24 protein-coding genes and 1 tRNA gene are annotated in these 23,736 nt (G+C 40.3%); 24 read left to right on the top strand and 1 reads right to left on the bottom strand.

Annotated elements, in window-relative coordinates:
• Positions 1-36 precede the first annotated feature (36 nt).
• The 21 genes from ACTQXY_RS05995 (at position 37) to ACTQXY_RS05895 (ending at position 18,624) form a co-directional block, all read left to right on the top strand.
• On the top strand, positions 37-1,305 hold the full coding sequence (locus ACTQXY_RS05995; protein WP_441658733.1) for a diaminopimelate decarboxylase: 1,269 nt from the start codon (positions 37-39) through the stop codon (positions 1,303-1,305).
• A 182-nt stretch (positions 1,306-1,487) separates the two neighbouring features.
• Positions 1,488-1,570, top strand: a tRNA-Leu gene (locus tag ACTQXY_RS05990).
• Between the two features lie 71 nt (positions 1,571-1,641).
• Positions 1,642-2,346, top strand: coding sequence for a LytTR family transcriptional regulator DNA-binding domain-containing protein (locus ACTQXY_RS05985; protein WP_441658732.1), 705 nt, complete (start codon positions 1,642-1,644; stop codon positions 2,344-2,346).
• 4 nt (positions 2,347-2,350) lie between these two features.
• Entirely contained in the window at positions 2,351-3,598 is a 1,248-nt protein-coding gene (locus tag ACTQXY_RS05980; protein WP_441658731.1) for a GHKL domain-containing protein, read from the top strand.
• A gap of 385 nt (positions 3,599-3,983) precedes the next feature.
• Positions 3,984-4,472, top strand: coding sequence for a DUF5027 family lipoprotein (locus tag ACTQXY_RS05975; protein WP_441658730.1), 489 nt, complete (start codon positions 3,984-3,986; stop codon positions 4,470-4,472).
• Positions 4,473-4,488: 16 nt separating this feature from the next.
• Entirely contained in the window at positions 4,489-5,352 is an 864-nt protein-coding gene (locus tag ACTQXY_RS05970) for a hypothetical protein (RefSeq protein WP_441658729.1), read from the top strand.
• A complete protein-coding gene (locus tag ACTQXY_RS05965; protein WP_441658728.1) occupies positions 5,339-5,620 on the top strand; it encodes a hypothetical protein in 282 nt (93 codons plus the stop codon). Before ACTQXY_RS05970 ends, ACTQXY_RS05965 begins: the two co-directional genes overlap by 14 nt.
• 12 nt (positions 5,621-5,632) lie before the next feature.
• Positions 5,633-6,169: a hypothetical protein gene (locus tag ACTQXY_RS05960; RefSeq protein ID WP_441658727.1), complete on the top strand. Its 537-nt coding sequence runs from the start codon at positions 5,633-5,635 to the stop codon at positions 6,167-6,169.
• Between the two features lie 2 nt (positions 6,170-6,171).
• Positions 6,172-6,819: an ATP-binding cassette domain-containing protein gene (locus ACTQXY_RS05955; protein WP_441658726.1), complete on the top strand. Its 648-nt coding sequence runs from the start codon at positions 6,172-6,174 to the stop codon at positions 6,817-6,819.
• A 16-nt stretch (positions 6,820-6,835) separates the two neighbouring features.
• Positions 6,836-7,453, top strand: coding sequence for a DUF5028 domain-containing protein (locus ACTQXY_RS05950; RefSeq protein ID WP_441658725.1), 618 nt, complete (start codon positions 6,836-6,838; stop codon positions 7,451-7,453).
• 187 nt (positions 7,454-7,640) lie between these two features.
• On the top strand, positions 7,641-7,898 hold the full coding sequence (locus ACTQXY_RS05945) for an AAA family ATPase (RefSeq protein WP_441658724.1): 258 nt from the start codon (positions 7,641-7,643) through the stop codon (positions 7,896-7,898).
• A 221-nt stretch (positions 7,899-8,119) separates the two neighbouring features.
• Positions 8,120-9,835, top strand: coding sequence for an asparagine synthase (glutamine-hydrolyzing) (gene asnB, locus ACTQXY_RS05940; RefSeq protein WP_441658723.1), 1,716 nt, complete (start codon positions 8,120-8,122; stop codon positions 9,833-9,835).
• A gap of 63 nt (positions 9,836-9,898) precedes the next feature.
• Entirely contained in the window at positions 9,899-11,002 is a 1,104-nt protein-coding gene (locus ACTQXY_RS05935) for an aldo/keto reductase (protein WP_441658722.1), read from the top strand.
• A 17-nt stretch (positions 11,003-11,019) separates the two neighbouring features.
• Positions 11,020-11,565, top strand: a complete 546-nt coding sequence (locus ACTQXY_RS05930) for an ECF transporter S component (RefSeq protein WP_071143958.1) — start codon at positions 11,020-11,022, stop codon at positions 11,563-11,565.
• Positions 11,555-12,007, top strand: coding sequence for a DUF1893 domain-containing protein (locus ACTQXY_RS05925; RefSeq protein ID WP_071143959.1), 453 nt, complete (start codon positions 11,555-11,557; stop codon positions 12,005-12,007). Before ACTQXY_RS05930 ends, ACTQXY_RS05925 begins: the two co-directional genes overlap by 11 nt.
• Positions 12,008-12,048: 41 nt before the next feature.
• On the top strand, positions 12,049-14,667 hold the full coding sequence (gene polA / locus ACTQXY_RS05920; protein WP_441658721.1) for a DNA polymerase I: 2,619 nt from the start codon (positions 12,049-12,051) through the stop codon (positions 14,665-14,667).
• On the top strand, positions 14,667-15,269 hold the full coding sequence (coaE, locus tag ACTQXY_RS05915; RefSeq protein ID WP_441658720.1) for a dephospho-CoA kinase: 603 nt from the start codon (positions 14,667-14,669) through the stop codon (positions 15,267-15,269). Before polA ends, coaE begins: the two co-directional genes overlap by 1 nt.
• Complete coding sequence (locus ACTQXY_RS05910) at positions 15,266-16,063, top strand: MBL fold metallo-hydrolase (protein WP_441658719.1); 798 nt, start codon at positions 15,266-15,268, stop codon at positions 16,061-16,063. The genes coaE and ACTQXY_RS05910 overlap by 4 nt, the downstream gene beginning before the upstream one ends.
• 16 nt (positions 16,064-16,079) lie before the next feature.
• Positions 16,080-16,352 carry an ACT domain-containing protein gene (locus ACTQXY_RS05905; RefSeq protein ID WP_004612488.1) on the top strand — a complete coding sequence of 91 codons (273 nt, stop codon included), beginning with the start codon at positions 16,080-16,082 and terminating at the stop codon, positions 16,350-16,352.
• Between the two features lie 30 nt (positions 16,353-16,382).
• Complete coding sequence (locus ACTQXY_RS05900; RefSeq protein WP_441658718.1) at positions 16,383-17,747, top strand: DUF711 family protein; 1,365 nt, start codon at positions 16,383-16,385, stop codon at positions 17,745-17,747.
• Positions 17,748-17,766: 19 nt separating this feature from the next.
• Complete coding sequence (locus tag ACTQXY_RS05895; RefSeq protein ID WP_441658717.1) at positions 17,767-18,624, top strand: DegV family protein; 858 nt, start codon at positions 17,767-17,769, stop codon at positions 18,622-18,624.
• Between the two features lie 26 nt (positions 18,625-18,650).
• Here ACTQXY_RS05895 and ACTQXY_RS05890 read toward each other — a convergent pair whose 3' ends face one another.
• Positions 18,651-19,877 carry a nucleotidyltransferase gene (locus ACTQXY_RS05890; protein WP_441658716.1) on the bottom strand — a complete coding sequence of 409 codons (1,227 nt, stop codon included), beginning with the start codon at positions 19,875-19,877 and terminating at the stop codon, positions 18,651-18,653.
• Between the two features lie 144 nt (positions 19,878-20,021).
• Here ACTQXY_RS05890 and mgtE point away from each other — a divergent pair, with 144 nt between their 5' ends.
• The 3 genes from mgtE to ACTQXY_RS05875 all read left to right on the top strand — a co-directional run bounded on the left by mgtE (position 20,022) and on the right by ACTQXY_RS05875 (position 23,712).
• Positions 20,022-21,353 carry a magnesium transporter gene (mgtE, locus tag ACTQXY_RS05885; protein ID WP_441658715.1) on the top strand — a complete coding sequence of 444 codons (1,332 nt, stop codon included), beginning with the start codon at positions 20,022-20,024 and terminating at the stop codon, positions 21,351-21,353.
• 148 nt (positions 21,354-21,501) lie between these two features.
• The gene (gene pta / locus ACTQXY_RS05880; protein ID WP_441658714.1) at positions 21,502-22,497 is read left to right on the top strand and encodes a phosphate acetyltransferase; all 996 of its coding nucleotides are present in this window, start codon (positions 21,502-21,504) and stop codon (positions 22,495-22,497) included.
• A gap of 24 nt (positions 22,498-22,521) precedes the next feature.
• Positions 22,522-23,712, top strand: a complete 1,191-nt coding sequence (locus tag ACTQXY_RS05875; RefSeq protein WP_441658713.1) for an acetate kinase — start codon at positions 22,522-22,524, stop codon at positions 23,710-23,712.
• Positions 23,713-23,736 lie beyond the last annotated feature (24 nt).

The raw sequence follows: 23,736 nt of genomic DNA, 5'->3' as shown, positions 1-23,736 counted from the left end.
GTGATTCTAATTTGACGTATGAAGGGAGAGCCGTTGATGAATAAAGTACCGTTTGTTACAAAAGAAAAATTAGATGAGATTGTAAAAGAATTCCCGACACCGTTTCACTTGTACGATGAAAAGGGAATTCGTGAAAATGTAAAAGCATTGAAAGAGGCTTTTGCATGGAATAAAGGTTATAAAGAATATTTTGCAGTAAAAGCAACTCCGAATCCATTTTTGATTAATATTTTAAGAGAATACGGCTGTGGCTGTGACTGCTCATCTTATACAGAATTGATGCTGTCTGAGGCGCTTGGAGCAGTAGGGAAAGATATCATGTTCTCTTCCAATGCAACTCCGGCAGAAGAGTTTGTCTATGCAGACAAACTGGGGGCAATTATCAATTTGGATGACTTCACACATATTGAATTTTTGGAGAATGCAATCGGGCATATTCCGGAGACGATCAGCTGCCGTTATAATCCGGGCGGATTGTTCAAAATCAGCAATGACATCATGGACAATCCTGGGGATGCCAAATACGGGATGACAACGGAGCAGTTGTTTGAGGCATTTAAGATTCTGAAAGAAAAAGGGGCAAAAGAATTCGGACTGCATGCGTTTTTGGCAAGTAATACTGTAACAAATGAATATTATCCAATGCTCGCAAAGATTTTGTTCGAAGTTGCAGTGAAGCTGCAAAAAGAGACCGGAGCTCACATTAAATTCATCAATCTGTCAGGGGGCGTGGGAATTCCGTATCGACCGGATCAGGAGCCGAATGATATCAGAGCAATCGGAGAAGGAGTCAGAAAGGTATACGAGGAAGTGCTTGTTCCGGCTGGCATGGGTGATGTGGCAATCTACACAGAGCTTGGACGTTATATGATGGGACCTTACGGCTGCCTTGTGACAAAAGCAGTTCATGAGAAGCACACGTATAAAGAATATATCGGATGTGACGCATGTGCGGTAAACTTAATGCGTCCTGCGATGTACGGAGCGTATCATCATATCACAGTTATGGGAAAAGAAGATGCACCTTGTGACCACAAATATGACATCACAGGTTCACTGTGTGAAAATAATGATAAATTTGCAGTAGATCGTATGCTTCCAAAGATTGATATCGGAGATCTGCTAGTCATCCATGACACAGGAGCACATGGATTTGCGATGGGATATAATTATAATGGTAAATTGAAATCGGCAGAGATTTTACTGCAGGAAGACGGTACGCCGAAGCTGATTCGAAGAGCCGAAACACCGGCAGATTACTTTGCAACATTTGATTGCTTTGAGATTGGTCAGAAATTGAAATAAGGGAAATGTCAGCTGCTGTTCACTGCTGTGTGCAGAGATGCTTATTTGGGTGAACAGTAGCAACTGTTAAAAAAATTGAAAAAATTTCAAAAAAAGGCTTGTATTTTATAGTAGCATATGGTAATATATATTGTGTTGAGACAACAACTTAATAAAAAGAAGTGAAAATGCTTCTTGGGTAAGCAGGTGTGGCGGAATGGCAGACGCACAAGACTCAAAATCTTGCGGGGGTAACCTCGTGTGGGTTCAAGTCCCACCACCTGCATTGATGTAAACTCTTTAGAAAATTCTAAAGAGTTTTTTTGCAAATTTGGGTGTATATACTTGAGGTGGGAAATGTATCAGATTGGAATATGTGATGATGGAAAAAATACATGTGCTTTTATAGAAGATGTTGTTTTGAAGTATGGGAAAAAGAGAAATGTAAAGATGGATATCCAAGTCTGGAATTCCGGGGAAGAACTTTGTGCTTATTTAGAAACGGGAAAACAGTTGGATATTCTGTATTTGGATATCGAATTGTTTGAAGTGAGTGGAATCGATGCGGGGATATTTATCCGAAAGCAGATGGAAAACTATACGATGCAGATTATCTATATATCGGGGAAACAGTCGTATGCACAGCAGTTGTTTAAGGTGCAGCCGATGGATTTCCTTGTAAAGCCGATTGAGGAAGAAAAGATTGAAGAGACGCTTGCATTGGCACTAAAGATTGTCGGGCGAAACACAAAGCGTTTTGAATTCCAATTGGGTAAAGAGTATTATTATGTGCCTTATGGAGATATTCTTTGCTTTGTGAGTGATGGACGAAAAGTTAGATTGCTCACTACAAGCGGCGAAAAGGAATTTTACGGAAAGCTGAAAAATATTATCAAGGAATTGCCGGAAGATTTTCTTGTAATTCATAAATCGTATGTAGTAAATAAGCAGCGTATCGCACGGTATACATATGAAACTGTGGAATTGGACAATGGGAGAGTACTGACGATCAGTCAGGCACAGCGAAAACAGGTCAGAGAAAAATTGTTAAAGGAATTATAAAAATATGATGGATATCATTGTGTGTGCGGGGGCGAATTTATTTCGCATGTATGTGACGTATCGATTTATCCGCATCTTTTTGGAAGAAACAAAGTTAAGCAGGGTGAAAGAAGTTGCGTGCTATTTGCTCTTTTGGATCGTGAATACGGCATTGTATTTATTGTTTCAACGTGTTTGGATAAATATTGTGTGCAATCTAGTGGGCATTGCTTTGCTAGTAAGAATGTATACAAAAGTATGGAAAGAGAATATTTTTGTGACGGTTTCAATTTATATGGCGAATCTTTTGTGTGATGTTTTTGTGACACTTTTATTTGTGCCGTATAAAGATGGAAATATGTATAATCAGGTGTATGGGGCAATCGGAATACTATTAATTTTTGTTTGTGAGTTGGTTGTAGAAAAAATTGTATCTGGGCGAAAAAACATGACAAGAACTTATCATTTATCTTTGATTTGTATACCATTATGCAGTATTTTCTTGATAACTATATTGGTTTATACAAAAAGCAGCACTTATAGAGGAATTACCATTACATGTTTGGGGTTATTTTTGATTAATTTTTTGATGCTTTATTTTTACAGCTTGTTTTTAAAACTATCAGAAGAAAAGCATGAGGCGGAGTTGCTAGAATATCAGATGAATGCATATAGAAATCAAATAGATGTAATGCTAGGGAGTGTAGAAAAAATGAAGATGCTTCGGCATGACATGAAACATCATTTGACGGAATTGAGATTTATGGCAGAGAGAAAGGATTTTTCAGAATTTCAAAGATATCTGAATGCTATGGAAGAATTTTTTGAGAAGCCGAATGAGATTGTATCGTCCGGCAATGTGGAAGTAGATAGTGTTCTGAATTATATGCTTCAGAAAGCAAGGGAGATGCAGTTGAATACAACTGTAAAAGTTGCGATACCGGAAGAGATGAAGCATTCCTTTGATTTGAATGTCATCATTGGGAATTTGCTTCAAAATGCGATAGATGCCGCAATGGAGACGGAAGAAAAAATTTTGGGTGTTGAACTTTCTTTGAAAAATGGGATTCTTATTTTGGAGATAGAAAATAGTTTTTTGCCAGAGAGAATAAAAAAAGATAAATACGGCAATTTTCTTACAACGAAAAAAGATTCGGAGTCCCACGGTATCGGGTTAAAAAGTGTAAAACGAATGGTAGAAAAATATCATGGAGATATGCGTATAAAAGTACAGGATGCACATTTTTGTGTAAAATTGATGTTGTATATATAGAAAAATGGAGAAGACATGGGCTTTTTGAGGTCTGTGTCTTTTACTTTATAGAAAACTATGAGCTGCGGAGCGAGCAGTAACACGAGTTATGACAAGAATCTATATGAATTATGACATGTTTCGGCACAGAGTAGAATTATGTGATATGATGCACTTAGAAAAACAGAGAAGGGAAAGTCAGAAGAAACACTGACCTTCTTAATAATATAAGAGAGTTGGAGGTTGAGTATAAGGGATGTTCCATAGAAATTATAGTTTTATTTTTTGCATTGCCTTAATTTTAATATCAATTACAGGATGTTCAAAAATATCAAAAGGGAAAGGTAAAACAATTGAACAAAAATATTATGTAAATCAAGAACGGGAATTCCAACTGGGGGACATCGTGGAGAAGAAGGAGCCTCTTCAGGGAAATGAAGAGAATATTTCGATAAGATATACAGTAAATCAGGCGACTTTGTATAATAATCCAACAGAAGCGAGTGTGCAGAAAGAAGAGATTATGCCAATTATTGAATATCCCAAAAGTGGAGTTTTGGTGTCAGTAGATGAGGCGATGAATAGTCCTATGTTGATTTTGGATGTGACGGTGACGAATGTAAATTCTGAAGATTGCAATATATCTATTTTTCAATTAGTTGAAAAAGGAAAAGACAATGAAGTTATATGGATTGGAAGTCCGTGTTATTATTCGGAAGGTAAAGATGTGGAAAGTCCTGAATATTATCATTTTCCGTTGCTTCCGGCACAGAGTGTAAACATGAAAATTGGTTGGTATATTAATCCGGATGATTGTGACCTGGGGAAAATATATTTGACAGATAATTTAAATGGAGGAGAAGAATATACTTCTTATGTGAATTTGAAATTGTAAAGTGGGGAGTGAGAATATGTGTTCAGTATTGAAATTAGAGCTTAAGAAAGCTTTCAAAAATAAATTTTTTTGGATATCTGTTGTTTTAGGGTGTCTTATTACCTTGTTGAGTTTTGAACATATGGTAAATATGTATTATGAGGGAATGTCTGCTATATCTGGTAATTCAACGGATATCATATACGATCCTCATATAGGGATTAATACGGTGTTCAATTGCTGGATAGGAGGCGAACCATTTTCACTAGGAAGTTCTATTTATTTCTTTGTATTTCCGTTGTTGATAGCATTGCCTTATGGCTGGTCATATAGTGAAGAAAGGAAATGCGGATATCGAAGAATGATGATCGCAAAGACAGGAAAGAAAAAATATTATTGTGCAAAATATGTAGCAGTATTTTTATCGGGGGGAGTTGCAATGGTTCTTCCGCTGATTTTTAATTTTTGGATGACTTTACTGGTTGTTCCAGCTATTTTGCCTGATGTGACTATGAATATGTTTTATGGTGTGTTTGGAGGCTCTTTTTTAGCTGAATTATATTATACAGTACCTTTTTTGTATGTGGCAATATATTTGTTTATAGACTTTGTATACTGTGGTTTTTTGGTTTGTATTTGTATGGCAGTATCTGGAATTGTGCGACAAAAGTGGGGAGTCGTACTTATCCCGTTTTTGTTGTTGCTATTTGTACATGTGATTGCAGATTATATTTATAGTGATCCATCTGTTGCATATAAGGAGCTTTCGCCATTATATTTTTTGCGAGGTGTAGAAGTTAGGTATTCTTTTTCAGGAAGTATTATTCTTTTGTTTGCAATTGGATTATTGGTGATTTCTCTAATTGGTGTTATAAAGGAGTATCGGAATGAAATTTATTAAAGTATTGTGGTTTGACTTGAAAAACGGATATTTTAAAGGAGTATCATGTTATATTTTTCCGTTATTTATTGCAATTGTTGGTTTTTTTGAGTTGCATAGAAGAATTGCGATATGGGGAACAGAAGTGGCGTTAGGAGACTATTGGATGTATTTGTATGGCGGAATGAAAGAATATATACCGACTACAGGTAATCCGTTTCAATTTCCAACTATGTGGATTGCTGTTTTTTTGTTTAGTTCGTTTGCTGTTCTAAATTATCCGATGTAAGATTTACAAAACATGGGAACACAGATTTTGGTACATGTTCAAGGACGAACAAAATGGTGGATATCAAAATGTTTGTGGAATGTTTTATCTACCGTTTTGTATCATGGAATTATTTTATTGGTATTAGTGATTCTATGTATTTGTTTTCAAGAACCACTCTCATTTGAAGCACATGCAGACAGTATTGCAACGATGTTTGGCTTGTGGGTATCAGAGTTTCGAGGGGGTGGAGTGATTCCAATCGCTGTGATTCTAACACCAGTGATATTGTCGATTGCAATTAATTTATTGCAGATGGTATTATTGCTTTTTACAAAACCTGTGTTCAGTTTTTTGGTAATATGTATTATGATGCTGTCTTCAGCTTATTTCTTATCCGATATAATGATAGGGAATTTCGCAATGCCAATTCGGTATGAATGGGCAATAGAAAATGGCGTTAGTTATCAAAAAGGATTACTGTTTTCGTTTGGAATTTTATTTATTGCATTCATATGTGGAATTATGAAATTTCGTAGATATGATATTTTGAATAAGGAGGAAGGCTAAAAATGAGAATGGAAGTGATAGAAGTATCAAAGGTAATTCGTAAACATACGGTGTTAGATCGAGTAAGCTGCTCTATGCACTCAGGGAAAATTTATGGAATACAGGGCATTAACGGATCAGGGAAGACAATGTTGATGAGAGTGCTGATTGGATTAATTCATCCATCATCAGGAAAGGTATTGATAGATGGAAAAGAATTGGGAAAAGAGTTGGAATTTCCTAAAAGTATAGGGTTTTTGTTAGAAAATCCGACATTTTTAGATCGATATTCAGGATATCAAAATTTAAAGATGCTAGCATCTGTAAAGAAAATAATATCTGACGAAGAAATAAATAAAGTTCTGTGTTTGGTTGGTTTGGATGAAGAGGCGGCAAAAAAGAAATACCGAAAATATTCATTAGGCATGAAACAACGTTTGGGAATTGCAGCAGCAATTATGGAAAAACCAGATATAGTGATATTGGATGAACCGACGAATGCCCTGGATACTTCTGGTGTGGAATTAGTAAAAGAAATTGTTCGAGGGGAGAAAAAAAGAGGTGCATTAGTTATCATTTCCTGCCATGATCTTGCGGTTTTGGAGGAATTGTCAGATGAGATTATTAAATTGGAAAGCGGAAAAGTAATTGAACACATAGGTAGGGCTTAAATAAGGATGTGAATAGATGATAAGTAAGAAAAAAATAGTGATAGGTATAATGATATGTCTTTTGATAGGCTCGGGAATTCGGATTTATGCTTTGAATAAGAAGGCTGAGAGACAGAAAAAAGAATATTTTCAAGTAAATGAGACAGTGGAGTTTGGTCGAGATTTTAACAATAGTTCGGATAGTATTATTGACGGCTATACTGTAAAAGTGTTAGGTGCTGAGCTTTTCTCGATGAAAGAATTTTATAAGAATTATAATCTTGTTTCAGAAGATGAAGAATTGGCGGAAGACACAGCTGTAAAATATTATTATGTAGTGAAAGCGTTATTTTCAAACGAAGATAATGAAGATATGGAAAAAGTGGGAGTTAACTTGAGTGCCATGACATTGGTAGGGACTGATTATAGTGCTGTGGTTAATCAAATGTCGTATGAATTAATCAATCCGGATATGCCGAAAGGTTTGGGGTTTTCTCTTTTGCCAGGCACCTCTAGGGAAGTTCTTATACCTTATGCAATTATTCCTGATAATATAGCAGCAAATGAAAAGAAGGCATATGAAACATTGAAGGAAAATCCACCAATGTTTCAAATAACTTCTTATCCGGTTAAAAAATTAATTGAGACAAACTGAGGACAAAAGTGCCTTTTCTGATATAATTATAATGTTACTAGAAGCAATTGAGAACTCTTCTGTTCATGTGCTATATGAATAGATATGAACGCGGGAGTTTTGTAAATATAAAAATGTTTTATGGTATAGGCGCATCTGTTGAAATCTGTTATAATAAATCCAAAGTGATGACAAGGAGGTTCGTATTATGTCAAGAAGGGTATCGATCGGATATCAGGAATTTGCAGACATTATATCAAACGACCTATTCTATGTAGATAAGACATTATTTATAAAGGAATGGTGGGAGAGAAGAGATTATGTCACATTGATTACTCGGCCAAGGCGTTTTGGGAAGACGCTGACAATGAGTATGATAGAGAATTTTTTTTCTATAACACATAAGAAGAACACACTTTTCAAATGGCAAAGCAGAGGATTAATCAGATTTAACGGATTTGTATAATAAACATATTTTTTGCAGGATGGAGATTTATTAACGGAAGAAGAAAAGATATTTTTCAAAAGTGTTACCATGATAGAAAGTATGGATTTGCTTTTTGCGGTAAACAGGTTTTGATAGGAAAATAGAAATTCTGTCACGGAAAAACTCTTAGGTTCATATACTATATTGATAGATATGGGCATAAGAGTTTTTTATGTTGTAAAATATCGGGAGGTTACAGAATGATAGGAATTTCTGGGTGGTATAATCCATATGAAAAAAGATTTGCCGGAGAGCAGTCTATGACAAGAACTTTTGGTGAAAAAAGATATACGGTTGTATATAGTGGAGAACTTTACAATTGCGGGGAACTAAGGCGAGAGTTGGAAGAGAGGGGGCATTATTTTGAGACGACAAGTGAGATGGAAGTTGTTCTGAATGGACTGTTTACATACGGAACGGATTTCGTAAAACAAATGAATGGGGTATTTGCGTTTGCCTTTTATGATGAAACAGAGGAATCGTTGTATTTGTTTCGAGATCGAATCGGAGTCAAACCGCTGTTTTATACAAGACAGGGGGAGACGATTTTTTTTGCATCGGAGATAGAGACGCTATTAGCCAATTCGGGCGTGAAACCGGTACTGGATCGGAAGGGATTAAATGAAGTATTCAGTATCGGACCGGCAAAGACATATGGCTGCGGTGTATTTAAAGGGATTGATGAGGTACTTCCGGGGCACCTGTTAAGCTATACGGGGACAGAAATGAAAAATTACTGCTACTGGAAGTTGGAAAGCAAGGTACACGAGGACAAATATGAACAGACTGTTGAGAAAACAGCGTTTCTGTTGGAGGATGCAGTGAAGAATCAGATGGTTTCAGGTGTACCCGTTTGCACCTTTCTGTCGGGAGGGTTGGATAGCAGCCTTGTATCCGCAATCTGTGCGAGGGAGTTGAGAAAGGAGGGAAAGAGACTGCACACGTTTTCGTTTGACTTTGTGGGGAATGACAAGAATTTTCAAGCGAATATGTTTCAACCATCACAGGACAGACCCTATGTGGAAAAAATGGTAACTTTTCTGGATTCAGAACATCACTACTTAGAATGTGACTCTCGCACACAGGCAGACTATCTTTATGCATCGATTGATGCGAAAGGATTGCCGGCAATGGCAGATGTAGATTCTTCGCTTCTTTATTTTTGCTCGGAGGTGGCAAAGGAATATAAAGTGGCGCTGACCGGTGAATGCGCGGACGAGATTTTTGGAGGATATCCGTGGTTCCATAAAAAAGAATGTCTGGAGGCGCATACATTTCCGTGGACGATGGATTTAGCACCGAGAAAAGCAATGCTTTCCGATGAATTTTTGGAAACGCTAAAAATGGATGCGTATGTGCAGGAGACTTATGCAAAATCAGTGGCTGAAACACCAAGGCTTGCAGGAGAGTCAGCTTTGGAAACGCGAAGAAGAGAGATTTCCTATCTGAATCAGAAATGGTTTATGCAGACACTCTTAGACAGAATGGGCGGAACGAGTACGCGTTATGGTTTGTCAGCGAGAGTGCCGTTTGCGGATTATCGGATTGTGGAGTACTTGTGGAATGTACCATGGGAGATGAAGGCAAAGGGAGGCGTTGTAAAGGGAGTGCTTCGGGAGGCAGGAAGAGGATTGCTTCCGGATGACATTTTATTCCGAAAGAAATCTCCTTATCCAAAGACGTACGATAAAGCATATGAAGCAATCCTGGTGCAGAAAATGCGTGCAATTATGGCAGAGACCGACTCGCCAATCCGTCAATTTTTGGATACAAAAAAGGTAGAAAGATTTCTTTCCAGTCCATCTGATTATGGAAAACCGTGGTATGGTCAGTTGATGGCGGCGCCACAGATGATTGCCTACCTCATTCAGGTAAATTACTGGCTTGAAAAATATCATATAAAAATAGAACTTTAACCTAAGCAGAAAATCGTTTATAATAAAAAAGATAAGAGAGTTTGGAAGAACGGAGGAGAAAGCATGTATTATAAACAATATGGAAATACTGATATGAAAGTGTCCGCAATCGGACTTGGAACGATGCGCTATGATGAGGAAGATATTGCTGCGGGAAGACTGGAAAAGTGTGCGGAGATTCCGTTGTATGCATTTGAGAAGGGCATTAACTACTGGGATACCGCACCATTTTATTGTGATGATAAAAGTGAGATTGTGACGGGAATCGCACTCTCTCAGGTGAAAAGAAGTGATGTTTATGTGACATCTAAGACGAATTTTAATACGATTGGTCAGAACCCTACGAGAGATGATTTCCGCAGAAGACTGGAGATGTCGTTGCAACGCCTTCAGACAGACTACATTGATTTTTATCATATGTGGTGTATGTTGAATCTGGAATCCTGGGAGAGACATATGGAAGTGATCTACCGATTTTTTGAGGAGGCAAAGGCGGAAGGACTGATTCGAAATATTGTTTTTTCTTCTCATATGGAGGGAAATGATATTGAGAAAGTGGTAGAGACCGGAAAATTCAAAGGGATGCTGATAGGATATAATGCATTGAATTATCGATTCCGCCAGAGTGGAATTGAGGCGGCACATGCAAAAGGAATGGGGGTTGTCGTGATGAATCCGCTTGGCGGTGGAATGATTCCACAGAATCCGGAAGCATTTTCGTATCTGGCAGAAGGAACTGATCTGACTGTACCGCAGGCAGCGCTTCGGTTTGTGGCATCCCATAAGGAAATTACGATTACACTTGCCGGATGTACGACAAAAGCACATGTGGATGATGCAGTAAAAGCGGTAGAAAACTTAGAGGAACGTCCGGCAAAAGAGATCGTAAAATTGTATGAGGACAAGGGAGTTGCACTGAACAATCTCTGCACAGGATGCGCTTACTGCAAAGGCTGTCCGAAGGAAATCGAGATTCCAAAATTCATGGACGCCTATAATCAGCAGATTTTGACGGGAAAGGAGACAGCGGCAAAAGAGCGTCTGAACAATCACTGGGGACTGGATGCAAAGAACGCAGCCGAATGTATCGCATGTGGGAAATGTGAGCGCGCATGCACACAGCATCTGCCAATCATTGAACGATTGAAAGAGATTGCATCAAAATAAAGACAAAAGGAAGAAGAATGATGACAGAAGAGAGAACAAAAGCGAATGTCAGAGTGTTGAAACTGGCGTATGGCGGACTGCTTGTGGCACTTGGAATTTTGCTGCCGCAGGCGTTCCATATTTTCGGACAGAATGCAGGAATGATTTTTTTACCGATACAGATTCCGGTACTGTTTGCAGGGATGTTGCTTGGACCGTATTATGGAGGACTGATCGGAATTCTGGTACCTCTTTTCAGTTCTGTACTGACAGGGATGCCACCGGTGCCGAAGGTCTATTTTATGTTTGCGGAGTTGATGGCATACGGGATTGTGACCGGATGGATGATTAAGAAAACAAATGTATATGCAAGTCTCCTTACGGCAATGATTTTAGGGAGAGCGGCGTATGGTATTTCTTTAATCGTGGGAGCGCAGTTTTTGCATATACAGGCGCCCTTCCTAAATCGGGCGGCATTTTTATCGGGGATTGTCTCCGGAGTACCGGGAATGCTGATTCAGATTGTGATTCTTCCGGTATTGTACCTGACGTTAAAGCGAGGAGGTCTGACATTTGAACGATAGATTAGAACAGGCGGTAGCACTTTTAAAAGAAAAGCAAGTGAGCTGTGTCATATGGATAGATGGAAAGGAACCGATTCTTTCGGATGAAATCGGGATTAAACCGCTGATGAAAGAACTTCGAAAAGAAAGACATGCCTTTGAGCACGGCGTGATCGCGGATAAGGTTGTAGGAAAAGCGGCGGCGCTTATGGCTATTTTAGGTGGTGCAAAGGCAGTTTACGGGCAGGTTTTAAGTGAAAGTGCAGAAAAAATCCTACAGATATATGGGATTGAATACGCTTATGAAGAAAAGGTTCCCTACATTGAAAACCGCACAAAAACGGGACAATGTCCATTGGAAGAGTCGGTGATTTCTGTGGATGATCCAGAAAAAGCATTTGAAGTGTTGGAGGAAACGATTGCAGGACTGATGAGAAAGAACTTCCAAAGACCGGCGAAATAGTGTATAGTATTGCTTAGTATGTAACAGACAGGAGAGACGAAATGAGTGAAAAAATCGTTTTAATCGATGGACATAGTATTTTGAATCGGGCATTTTACGGGGTTCCGGATCTGACGAATTCCGAGGGGCTTCACACGAATGCAGTGTATGGTTTTTTGAATATTATGTTCAAGATTTTAGAGGAAGAAAAACCAGAGTATCTGACAGTGGCGTTTGACGTGCATGCGCCGACATTCCGGCATGAGATGTTCGCGGAGTATAAAGGAACCAGAAAACCAATGGCGGATGAGCTGCGTCAGCAGGTTCCGGTCATCAAAGAAGTGCTGCAGGCAATGGGAGTCAAGACGATTGAAAAAGCGGGTCTGGAAGCCGATGATTTACTTGGAACGCTTGCAAAAAGATGTGAGGAGATGGGGATGGAAGTGTCTGTGATCTCAGGAGACCGCGACCTTTTGCAGCTTGCGACAGAGCATGTAAAGATTCGAATTCCAAAGACGAAGCAGGGGAAGACAGAGATTGAAGATTATTATGCGGCAGATGTCAAAGCGCGTTACCAGGTCACTCCGGAAGAGTTTATTGATTTAAAAGCGCTGATGGGAGATACGTCGGATAATATTCCGGGTGTCCCAAGTATCGGAGAAAAAACTGCGACAAAGATTATTACAGAATATGGTTCAATTGAGAATGCATACGCACATGTGACAGAGTTAAAACCGCCTCGTGCAAGCAAAGCACTTTCTGAGCATTATGATCTTGCACAGATGAGTAAGGTGCTGGCAACGATTCATGTGAATGCAGATTTCGAGTATGAGATTGCGGATGCAAAGCTTGGAGATCTTTACACGGAGGAAGCATATATGTATTTTCAGCGTTTGCAGTTTAAAAATCTGTTGTCTCGCTTTGAGGTGACAGCGCCGGCAAATCGTATCGAAGATGCCTTTCGGGTTGTTACAGATCAAAATGAGGCGAAGAAGATATTTGAAACGGCAAAGAAACAAACGTGTGTCGGTGTTTCTTTTTATAAGGATACGAAGAATGTGCTGCCGTTGTTTGTGAATGAGGCAGGGCTTACCGGAGTCGGGCTTGCCTTTGGGAAAGAAGATATCTATGTGTTTACAACAGAACAGGGAATGGAGATTTCCGAGCTGCTAGAACAGATGGAAGCGCTTTCAAAAGAGGTAGATGTGCTTGCAATCGCCGATGTAAAGAATGCGATGCAGTATATTCCGAATGTGAATCAATCTGTTTGTTTTGATACGATTGTTGCGGCATATCTGTTGAATCCGTTGAAGAACGACTATGAGTCTGCAGACATTGCAAGAGAATATCTGGATATATTAATTGATGAAAACCAGATTGATGAGGCGCAGAAAAGTTGTTATGAGGCGTATACGGCATATGCATCCAGCGGTATTTTACGTGAGAGACTTAAAGAGACGGAAATGGAGCAGCTTTTTGATGAGGTTGAGATGCCGCTTGTGTTTACACTTTACGATATGGAGAAAAATGGCGTGAAAGTGGCGGCGGAGGCGCTTCATATCTACGGAGAGCAATTGGGCCAAAAGATTGTGGATCTGGAAAAAGAGATCTACGAACTGACGGGAGAGACATTTAATATCAATTCGCCAAAGCAGCTCGGCGTGATTCTGTTTGAAAAGCTTGGACTGCCACATGGCAAAAAGACAAAGACAGGATATTCGACTTCTGCGGATATCTTGGACAAACTGGCGCCGGAGTATCCGGTCGTATCTAAGATTTTGGAATATCGCCAGCTTACAAAGCTGAAATCCACCTATGCAGATGGACTTGCGGGATATATTAAAGAAGACGGACGAATTCACGGAAAATTCAATCAGACGATCACGGCGACAGGACGGATCAGCAGTACAGAGCCGAATTTACAGAATATACCGGTCCGCATGGAACTGGGGCGTCTGATTCGAAAAGTATTTATTCCGGAAGACGGCTATGTGTTTGTGGATGCGGACTACTCGCAAATTGAACTTCGCGTATTGGCACATTGTTCCGGCGATGAGCAACTGATCAATGCTTACAAAGAGGCGAGAGATATTCACAGAATTACCGCCGCTCAGGTGTTTCACACCCCGTTTGAGGAAGTGACTGAGCTTCAGAGAAGAAATGCCAAGGCGGTCAATTTTGGAATTGTATATGGAATCAGTTCGTTTGGATTGAGTCAGGATTTGAGCATCACAAAAAAAGAGGCAGCCCAGTATATCGAAAGTTATTTTGAGACATATCCGAGCATCAAGGGATTTTTGGACGATGCGGTAGAACATGCAAAAGAAAACGGGTATGTGACAACGGTGTTTGGCAGACGAAGACCGGTGCCGGAGTTATCTTCCAGCAATTTTATGCAGCGCTCGTTCGGGGAACGTGTCGCTATGAATGCTCCGATTCAGGGAACAGCAGCGGATATTATGAAGATTGCCATGAATGGTGTGAACAGACGACTGAAAGAAAACAATATGAAATCAAAACTGGTATTGCAGGTGCATGATGAACTTCTGATTGAGGCATATGAGGAAGAGTTGGAAGATGTAAAGGAGATTCTTTCCCATGAGATGGTGCATGCGGCAAAACTTCATGTGCCATTGGAAGTGGACATGCATACAGGAAAGAACTGGTACGAGGCAAAATAATGAGAATCATTGGAATTACAGGAGGAGTGGGGTCTGGAAAAAGTCAGGTGCTCTCCTTTATGAAAGAGCGATATGGCGCTGTTATCTGTCAGGCAGATCAAGTGGCATGGAAATTGCAGGAGCCGGGATGCGTCTGCTATGAAAAAATTGTCGCACATTTCGGGACAGAAATTTTGCGGGAAGATAGGACGATTAACCGAGGGATTCTAGGTGAAATCGTATTTGGAAATGCTGAAGAAATGGCAGTGCTAAATGGCATTGTGCATCCAGAAGTGAAAGCATATATCAAAGAACAAATAGCGACAGAAAAAAAGATAGGAACATCATGTTTTGTGTTGGAAGCGGCGCTTTTATTGGAAGATCACTATGATGAAATCTGTCATGAACTCTGGTATATTTATACGGAAGAATCCATTCGGCGAATTCGCCTGAAACAATCCAGAGGATACAGCGATGAAAAGATATCAGCGATGATAGCCTCGCAGATGCCGGAGAATGTGTTCCGGCAGAAGTGTCAGGTTCTGATTAACAACAGCAACTCGTTTGAGATGACACAAAGAGAGATTGAAAAAGCAATGAACAGGCAGGAGAAGAGAAAATGAGATTATGCAGCATAGCCAGCGGCAGCAGTGGAAACTGTATTTACGCAGGAAGTGATGAGACACATTTGCTGATTGATACAGGAATCAGCAAAAAGAGGATTGAGGAAGGGCTACATGAGATTGGAATCAAGGGGGAAGAACTTGGAGGTATTTTGATTACCCATGAACACTCAGACCACATTCAGGGGCTTGGAGTGTTTAGCAGAAAATACGAAATTCCGATTTATGCGACGAGAGGAACTATAGAGGGAATCAAGGCATATAAAGGAATTGGGAAAATGCCGGAAGGTCTCCTGAAAGAGATTACAGTGGATCAGATGTTTTCCATCGGAAATCTTGATATCAGACCGTTTGCAATCTCGCATGATGCGAATGAACCATCCGGATTTCGAATTGAACATGAGGGGAAATCATTGGCTGTTGCGACAGATCTTGGCATTTATGATGCGTATACAGTCGAGAATTTAAAAGGGCTGGATGCGATACTGCTTGAGGCAAACCATGATGTACATATGCTGGAAGTGGGAGTGTATCCGTATTATTTAAAACAACGTGTGCTTGGAAATCGGGGGCATTTATCGAATGAATTGTCAGGACGCCTGCTTTGTGATATACTACATGACAATATGAAATATATCGTGCTCGGGCACTTAAGTAAGGAGAATAATTATGAAGAACTTGCCTATGAGACCGTAAAGCTGGAAGTGACAATGGGTGACAATCCATACAGAGGGGAAGATATTCCTCTTATGGTTGCAAATAGAGATACTATTTCAAATATATTACAGATTTAATCACAGGAGGTAGAAGATGAAGAAGAGCATTATAACAGTTGTAGGAAAAGATACCGTAGGAATTACAGCAAAGGTGTGTACATACCTTGCAGAGAACAATATCAATATTTTGGATATTTCCCAGACAATCGTCCAGGGATATTTCAATATGATGATGATTGTGGACATGAATGAGGCGAAAGAGGAATTCAGAGAAGTTTCTGAGGAACTGAATAAAATCGGTGAGGAAATCGGTGTTACTATTCGTTGCCAGCGATCTGAGATTTTTGAAAAGATGCACAGACTGTAATTTTTAGAAATAGAAAGGCGAAAGAATACAATGATTAATATTTATGAAGTAACCGAGACGAATCAGATGATTGCAGAGGAGAATTTAGATGTGCGTACGATTACGCTTGGTATCAGCCTGATGGACTGTATCGATTCCGATCTGCAAAAACTGAATGAAAAGATTTATAACAAGATTACGACAATGGCAAAAAATCTCGTATCGACAGGGGACGAGATTGAGCATGAATTTGGTATCCCGATTGTAAACAAACGTATTTCTATTACACCAATTTCCCTGATCGGTGCAGCTGCCTGCAAGGCACCGGAAGATTTTGTTACAATTGCAAAAACGCTTGACAGAGCTGCAAAAGAAGTGGGTGTGAATTTTATCGGCGGTTATTCTGCTTTGGTGTCAAAAGGAATGACAAAGAGTGAGGAAAATCTGATCCGTTCCATTCCAGAGGCGCTTTCTGTGACAGAACGTATCTGTAGTTCTGTGAATGTAGGTTCTACGAAGACAGGAATTAATATGGACGCAGTCAGACTTTGTGGAGAGATTGTAAAAGAGACGGCAGAAGCGACAAAAGAGAATGATTCGCTGGGCTGTGCAAAGCTCGTGATTTTCTGTAATGCGCCGGATGATAATCCATTCATGGCAGGTGCATTTTTGGGAGTGACAGAGGCAGATGCGGTGATTAATGTAGGAGTCAGTGGACCGGGTGTTGTGAAACATGCAATCGAACAAGTGCGTGGAGAAGGATTTGAAGTGCTCTGCGAGACGATTAAAAAGACGGCGTTTAAGGTGACTCGTGTCGGACAGCTTGTCGCAGGCGAAGCATCCAAACGTCTTGGAATTCCATTTGGTATTATTGATTTGTCACTTGCTCCGACTCCGGCAGTGGGAGACAGCGTAGCTGAGATTTTAGAAGAGATTGGTTTAGAGAGAGTCGGGGCTCCGGGTACGACAGCGGCACTTGCCATGTTGAATGACCAGGTGAAAAAAGGCGGTGTCATGGCATCTTCTTATGTAGGAGGATTAAGTGGTGCATTTATTCCGGTCAGCGAGGATCAGAGAATGATTGATGCTGTGAATGTCGGTTCGCTGACACTTGAAAAATTAGAAGCGATGACCTGCGTATGTTCGGTCGGACTTGATATGATTGCGATTCCAGGAAAGACAAAGGCGACAACAATCTCAGGAATCATAGCAGATGAGATGGCAATCGGTATGGTGAACCAAAAGACAACAGCAGTGAGAGTGATTCCGGTCATTGGAAAAGATGTTGGAGAAGTAGCTGAATTTGGTGGTCTGCTCGGCTATGCACCGATTATGCCGGTGAATGAATTTGACTGTAGTGATTTTGTGAATCGCAAAGGAAGAATTCCGGCTCCGATTCACAGCTTTAAGAATTAGAAAGAGAGTAAAAAGCAATATGGGAAAGATAGCGGTAGTAACAGACAGCAATAGTGGAATTACACAGGAAAAAGGAAAAGAACTAGGTGTTCATGTCATTCCGATGCCGTTTTATATTGATGGCGAATTGTTTTTGGAGGATATCACGCTGACACAGGAAGCATTTTATGAAAAACTTGCCAGTGACTGTGAGATCAGTACTTCTCAGCCGGCTCCGGGAGAGGTGATGGAATTTTGGGACAAACTGTTGAAAGAATACGATGAGATTGTGCATATTCCGATGTCAAGTGGACTGAGCAGCACCTGCGAGACGGCAATTATGCTGTCAAAGGACTATGACGGGAAAGTAGAAGTGGTAGATAACCAGAGGATTTCTGTGACGCAGAAAACTTCTGTGATGGATGCTGTGAGACTGGCAAAAGCAGGAAAAAGTGCATTGGAGATTAAAGAGATTCTGGAAGCGGAGAAGCTGGAATCCAGTATCTATATTACTGTTGATACTTTAAAATATCTGAAAAAGGGCGGGCGAATCACACCGGCTGCGGCTGCAATCGGAACGGTACTCAATCTAAAGCCGGTGCTTCAGATTCAGGGAGAAAAGCTGGATGCATTTGCTAAAGTGAGAGGTTGGAAGCAGGCGAAAAAGACGATGTTGGATGCGATGGAAAAAGATCTGCTGCATCGTTTTGGCAGTAAAAAGATGGCCTTGCTTGCCGCTTACACATGCAGTGCCGAGGAAGCAAGAAGCTGGAAAGAAGAATTGGAGGAGCGTTTTCCGAATTATACAATCGACATGGATCCGTTATCGCTGAGTGTGGCGTGCCACATCGGATCGGGAGCATTGGCGGTAGCGTGTGCAAAAGAAGTAGACTTATAGAAACATAGATATGAGCAGCAGATGTACTAGATGCGTACAATCTGCTGCTCATATTCGTTTTGAAATGGTGTATCGAATTTTTCTGTAATGACAGATTCATATAGATCTGCTGCAAATAAGTCAGCATTAAGCAGCTTCTGTCCAAGTAAAGAAAGGGTATCTTTTGCGGTGAGTTTGGTCAGGAGTGGAACGTTGGCACATTTTTTGATCTCTGACAAAACAGCAGCACTTTCTTTTCGGAATCCTAATATACGAAGGTAAAAAGGAGCTTTGGCAGTGCACAAAGAAAAATCATCCTTTTGAATCTGCAGCAGAATGTGCATGAGTGCCCTACTGACCCTTGCATACGTTGATTCCTTCGTATTCAGAAGATGACAAAATTGCTCAAAGCTTTGAAATTGATTGCGACATCGGATGATCCGATGGGCAAGCTCGACAGAGACATCGAGATATTGCGTGAGTGTATCAGCACTCTCATTTAACAGACGATATTTCAGCAATAGAGAAAAATCATTTAAAAATACCGGAAAACGAACCTGATAATTTTCTTTTAAAAGAGTAAGGGCCGAATCAGGAACATGTCCGGAAAGAGATTCCAGTTCTTTTGTTGTTGACACTGTCTTTCGGATGGCTGAGGCAGAACTGTATATTTTGTGAAGGTCTGTCTCATGGTAGCCAGAACCGATTCGTGAGATTGCAAATGGTTGAATTGGACTGTTTAAGCTAGAGAGTGCCTTTAAATATTCAATACCCAAAATATTGTTTGGTTGCTCCAAAATAGACGCAATCCTTTCTTCTTTCGTGAAGTCCTGAAAGGCTTTTTGCCGTGCAAGAGGGAAACGATAGCCTTCCCTAAGGTAGGACTGAAGACTGTGTTTGTATGCGTCTGGTTCCTCTGCCATAATATTTGCCGCTTTTTGCAAAAGTGTAAGGTCTCCACATTCACTTCCGAAACAGATGCTGTCCACACAGTGGAGGGCATGAAGGAGTGAGACAGCACCATATGCAAAATATTCGGCACTGGCACAGGCATAAAAGACAGGCAACTCAATAACCAAATCTGCGCCTGATTTTAAAGCCATCTCTGCACGAAGATGTTTTGGAAGCAGTGCAGGGGCACCGCGCTGTACAAAATTGCCACTCATAACGACAACCACCTTGTCTGCGCCTGTCAATTTTTTTGCTTTTTCAATATGGTACTGATGCCCATTGTGAAATGGATTATATTCTGTAATTAATCCTGTGATTTTCATAAAAAATTCCCCACAATCAGATTTTGTAGATGTATTATACTATACAATCAAAAAAATCGCAAAATATTCTGTTATTTTATTTGACAAAAAGAATGAAAAAAGGTTAAACTAAAAATAGTGTTTAAAGACGGGAGGCAATTACCGATGAATGAAGAGCAGATTTTAGAAATGCTTGAAAACAGACAGTATAAAGAATTAAAAATAGAATTAGAGAAAATGTATCCCGTCGATTTGGCTGAGTTGCTGGAAGAATTTGACGAGAAACAGCGAATCATCGTATTTCGTCTTTTGTCAAAAGAATCTGCGGCGGATACCTTTACGTATCTGAATAGTGATATGCGAGAAGTGCTCATCAATGCTTTGACGGATTCGGAGATCAAAGAAGTGATGGATGAGATGTATCTGGATGATACAGTTGATGTGCTGGAAGAGATGCCTGCCAATGTGGTAGACAGGCTTTTGATGGTGACAGATGAGGAGACACGCAAGCAGATCAATGAGCTTTTGCAGTATCCGGAAGATAGCGCTGGAAGCATCATGAATGTGGAGTATATTGCCCTGCGAAAAGAGATGACAGTCGCAGATGCGATATTAAAGATCCGTCAGGTTGGTATCAATCGTGAGACAATTTACACATGCTATGTGACGGAAAAGCGAAAACTGATCGGTGTTGTCGATGTGAAAGATTTGTTGACAACCGGTGAGAATCGTTTGATTGAAGAGATCATGGAGACGAACATGCTCTACGTCAATACACATGATGACCAGGAAGAAGTGGCAAGTCTGATTAATAAATATGGTTTGATCGCGATTCCGGTTGTGGATTATGAGATGTGTATGGTCGGTATTGTAACCGTAGACGATGCCATGGCAGTCCTGCAGGAAGAGGCTACTGAAGATATGAGCATGATGGCTGGTATCGCACCAAGTGAGGACTCTTACTTTGGGACCTCCGTTTGGAAGCATGTGAGGAACCGTTTCCCATGGCTTTTGTTTTTGATGTTGTCAGCAACAATGACAGGTCTTTTGCTCGGACATTATGAAGGAGCACTGGCAGTGATGCCAATTTTAAATACATTTGTTCCGATGCTTACCGGAACTGGGGGAAACTGCGGTTCGCAGAGTTCGACATTGATTATTCGCGGTCTTGCGGTGGATGAGATTGAGTTTGGCGATATTTTTAAAGTGTTGTTTAAAGAGATTCGGATTGCTTTATTGGCGGGATTTTTACTTGCGATTGTGAATGGAATTCGTATTGTTTTAATGTACAAAGATCCAATGCTTGCATTTGCAGTAGGACTCACCTTGATGTGCACCGTGATTTTATCAAAGACAATCGGATGTTCACTTCCGTTGATTGCGAAGAAATGCGGTCTTGACCCGGCGATTATGGCAGCACCTCTGATCACAACACTTGTGGATACCGGAACAATTTTCGTATACTTTACGATTGTGACGAGAATTTTTCATATATAATGACAGCAGGCAGTTATCCGGTGCGGTGACTGCCTGTCTTTGTATTGTACTTAAAAAGAGACATGAAACCCTCTTGTATACAAAATACGTTTGCGTTATAATACAAATATGTGAGAAAAATGGAAAGATGGAAAGGAGTCTTTAAATCATGGGATTTATTGATGTAATTAAAGAAAAAGCGAAAGCAGACAAAAAAACAATTGTACTTCCGGAGACAGAAGACAAGAGAACTTACGAGGCAGCAGAGGCAGTGCTCAAAGAAGGTACAGCTAATCTTGTTCTCGTGGGAAGCAAAGAAGAAATTGAGAAAAACGGAGCGGGATTTGATATCAGCGGAGCAACGATTGTTGATCCAGCAACATATGAAAAAACAGAAGCATATATTGCAAAATTAGTAGAGTTGAGACAGAAAAAAGGAATGACAGAAGAGCAGGCAAGAGAATTGCTGCTTACAAACTATCTGTATTATGGGGTTATGATGGTAAAAATGGGAGATGCTGATGGTATGGTATCTGGAGCGTGTCATTCAACAGCAGATACATTGAGACCATGCTTACAGATTTTAAAAACAAAGCCGGGAACAAAATTAGTATCTGCATTCTTTGTGATGGTAGTACCGGATTGCGATATGGGAGCAAACGGAACATTTATCTTTGGTGATTCAGGATTAGAGCAAAATCCAGATCCGGAAAAATTAGCTGCAATTGCGCTTTCTTCAGCGGAATCATTTAAATTGTTAGTTGGAGAAGAACCAAAAGTTGCTATGCTTTCTCACTCTACAAAAGGAAGTGCAAAACATGCAGATGTCGATAAAGTGGTAGAGGCTACACGTCTTGCAAAAGAGATGGCACCGGAACTTCAGTTAGATGGAGAGCTTCAGTTAGATGCTGCAATCGTTCCGGAGATCGGACAATCAAAAGCTCCTGGAAGCAAGGTTGCAGGACATGCTAACGTACTGATTTTCCCTGACTTGGATGCAGGAAATATCGGATACAAATTAGTACAGAGACTTGGAAAGGCGGAAGCGTACGGACCTTTGACACAGGGAATTGCAAAACCGGTTAACGATTTGTCACGTGGCTGCAGTGCTGCTGATATCGAAGGTGTAGTAGCAATCACAGCTGTTCAAGCGCAGGCTCAATAATAAACAAGTACGGAGGAAGGAAACATGAATGTTTTAGTAATCAATTGTGGAAGTTCATCTTTGAAATTCCAGTTAATTAACTCAGATACAGAAGCGGTTTTGGCAAAAGGACTTTGCGAGAGAATCGGAATTGACGGAAGTCTTACTTATCAGCCGGCAGGCGGAGAAAAGAAAACAGAAGATAAGGCAATGCCAACACACACAGAGGCAATTCAGTTTGTGATCGATGCATTGACAGATGCTGACAGCGGTGTTGTGAAGAGTCTTGATGAGATTGGAGCCGTGGGACACCGCCTAGTGCATGGTGGGGAAAAATTTGCAAGTTCAGCAGTGATTACAGAAGAGATGATCAAGGCAGTAGAAGAGTGCAATGACCTTGCACCGCTTCACAATCCTGCGAACTTGATTGGCGTTCGAGCATGTCAGAAATTGATGCCTGAGACACCGATGGTAGGTGTGTTTGACACTGCATTTCACCAGACAATGCCAGAAAAAGCATATATGTATGGACTTCCATATGAATATTATGAAAAATATAAAGTAAGACGCTATGGTTTTCATGGGACAAGCCACAGCTTTGTGTCAAAAAGAACAGCAGAATTGTTAAACAGACCATATGAAGAAACAAAGACGATTGTCTGCCACTTAGGAAATGGTGCAAGTATCTGCGCTGTAGAAAATGGAAAATCTGTAGATACTTCTATGGGACTCACTCCGTTGGAAGGCCTTGTAATGGGAACACGTTCTGGTGACATTGATCCTGCAATCCTTGAGTTTCTTGCGAAAAAAGAGAATCTTGATATTGACGGACTGATGACAATGTTAAACAAAAAATCAGGTGTGTATGGTCTTTCTAACAATTTGTCAAGCGATTTCAGAGATTTGACAGCAGGAGCAGCAGACGGAAACAGACCAGCACAGATCGCCTTGGACGTATTTTGTTACCGTGTGGCAAAATATGTAGGAAGCTATGTTGCAGCGATGAATGGTGTAGATGCAATTGCATTTACAGCAGGTATCGGTGAAAATGTCTGCATTGTAAGAGAAAAAGTATGTGCTTACTTAGGATATTTAGGTGTGGAGCTTAATAAAGAAGCAAACGCTATAAGAGGAGAAGAAATTACAATCTCTACACCGGATTCAAAAGTAAAAGTGATGGTCGTTCCTACAAATGAAGAGCTTGCCATTGCACGTGAGACAGTTGCTTTAGTGTAAATGGAATTTTCTGATAAAAGTGTT

This window comes from Faecalimonas sp. LCP19S3_D12, assembly GCF_052121495.1.
Lineage (GTDB): Bacteria > Bacillota > Clostridia > Lachnospirales > Lachnospiraceae > Faecalimonas.
This window is presented reverse-complemented; position numbering and strand designations above follow the sequence as displayed.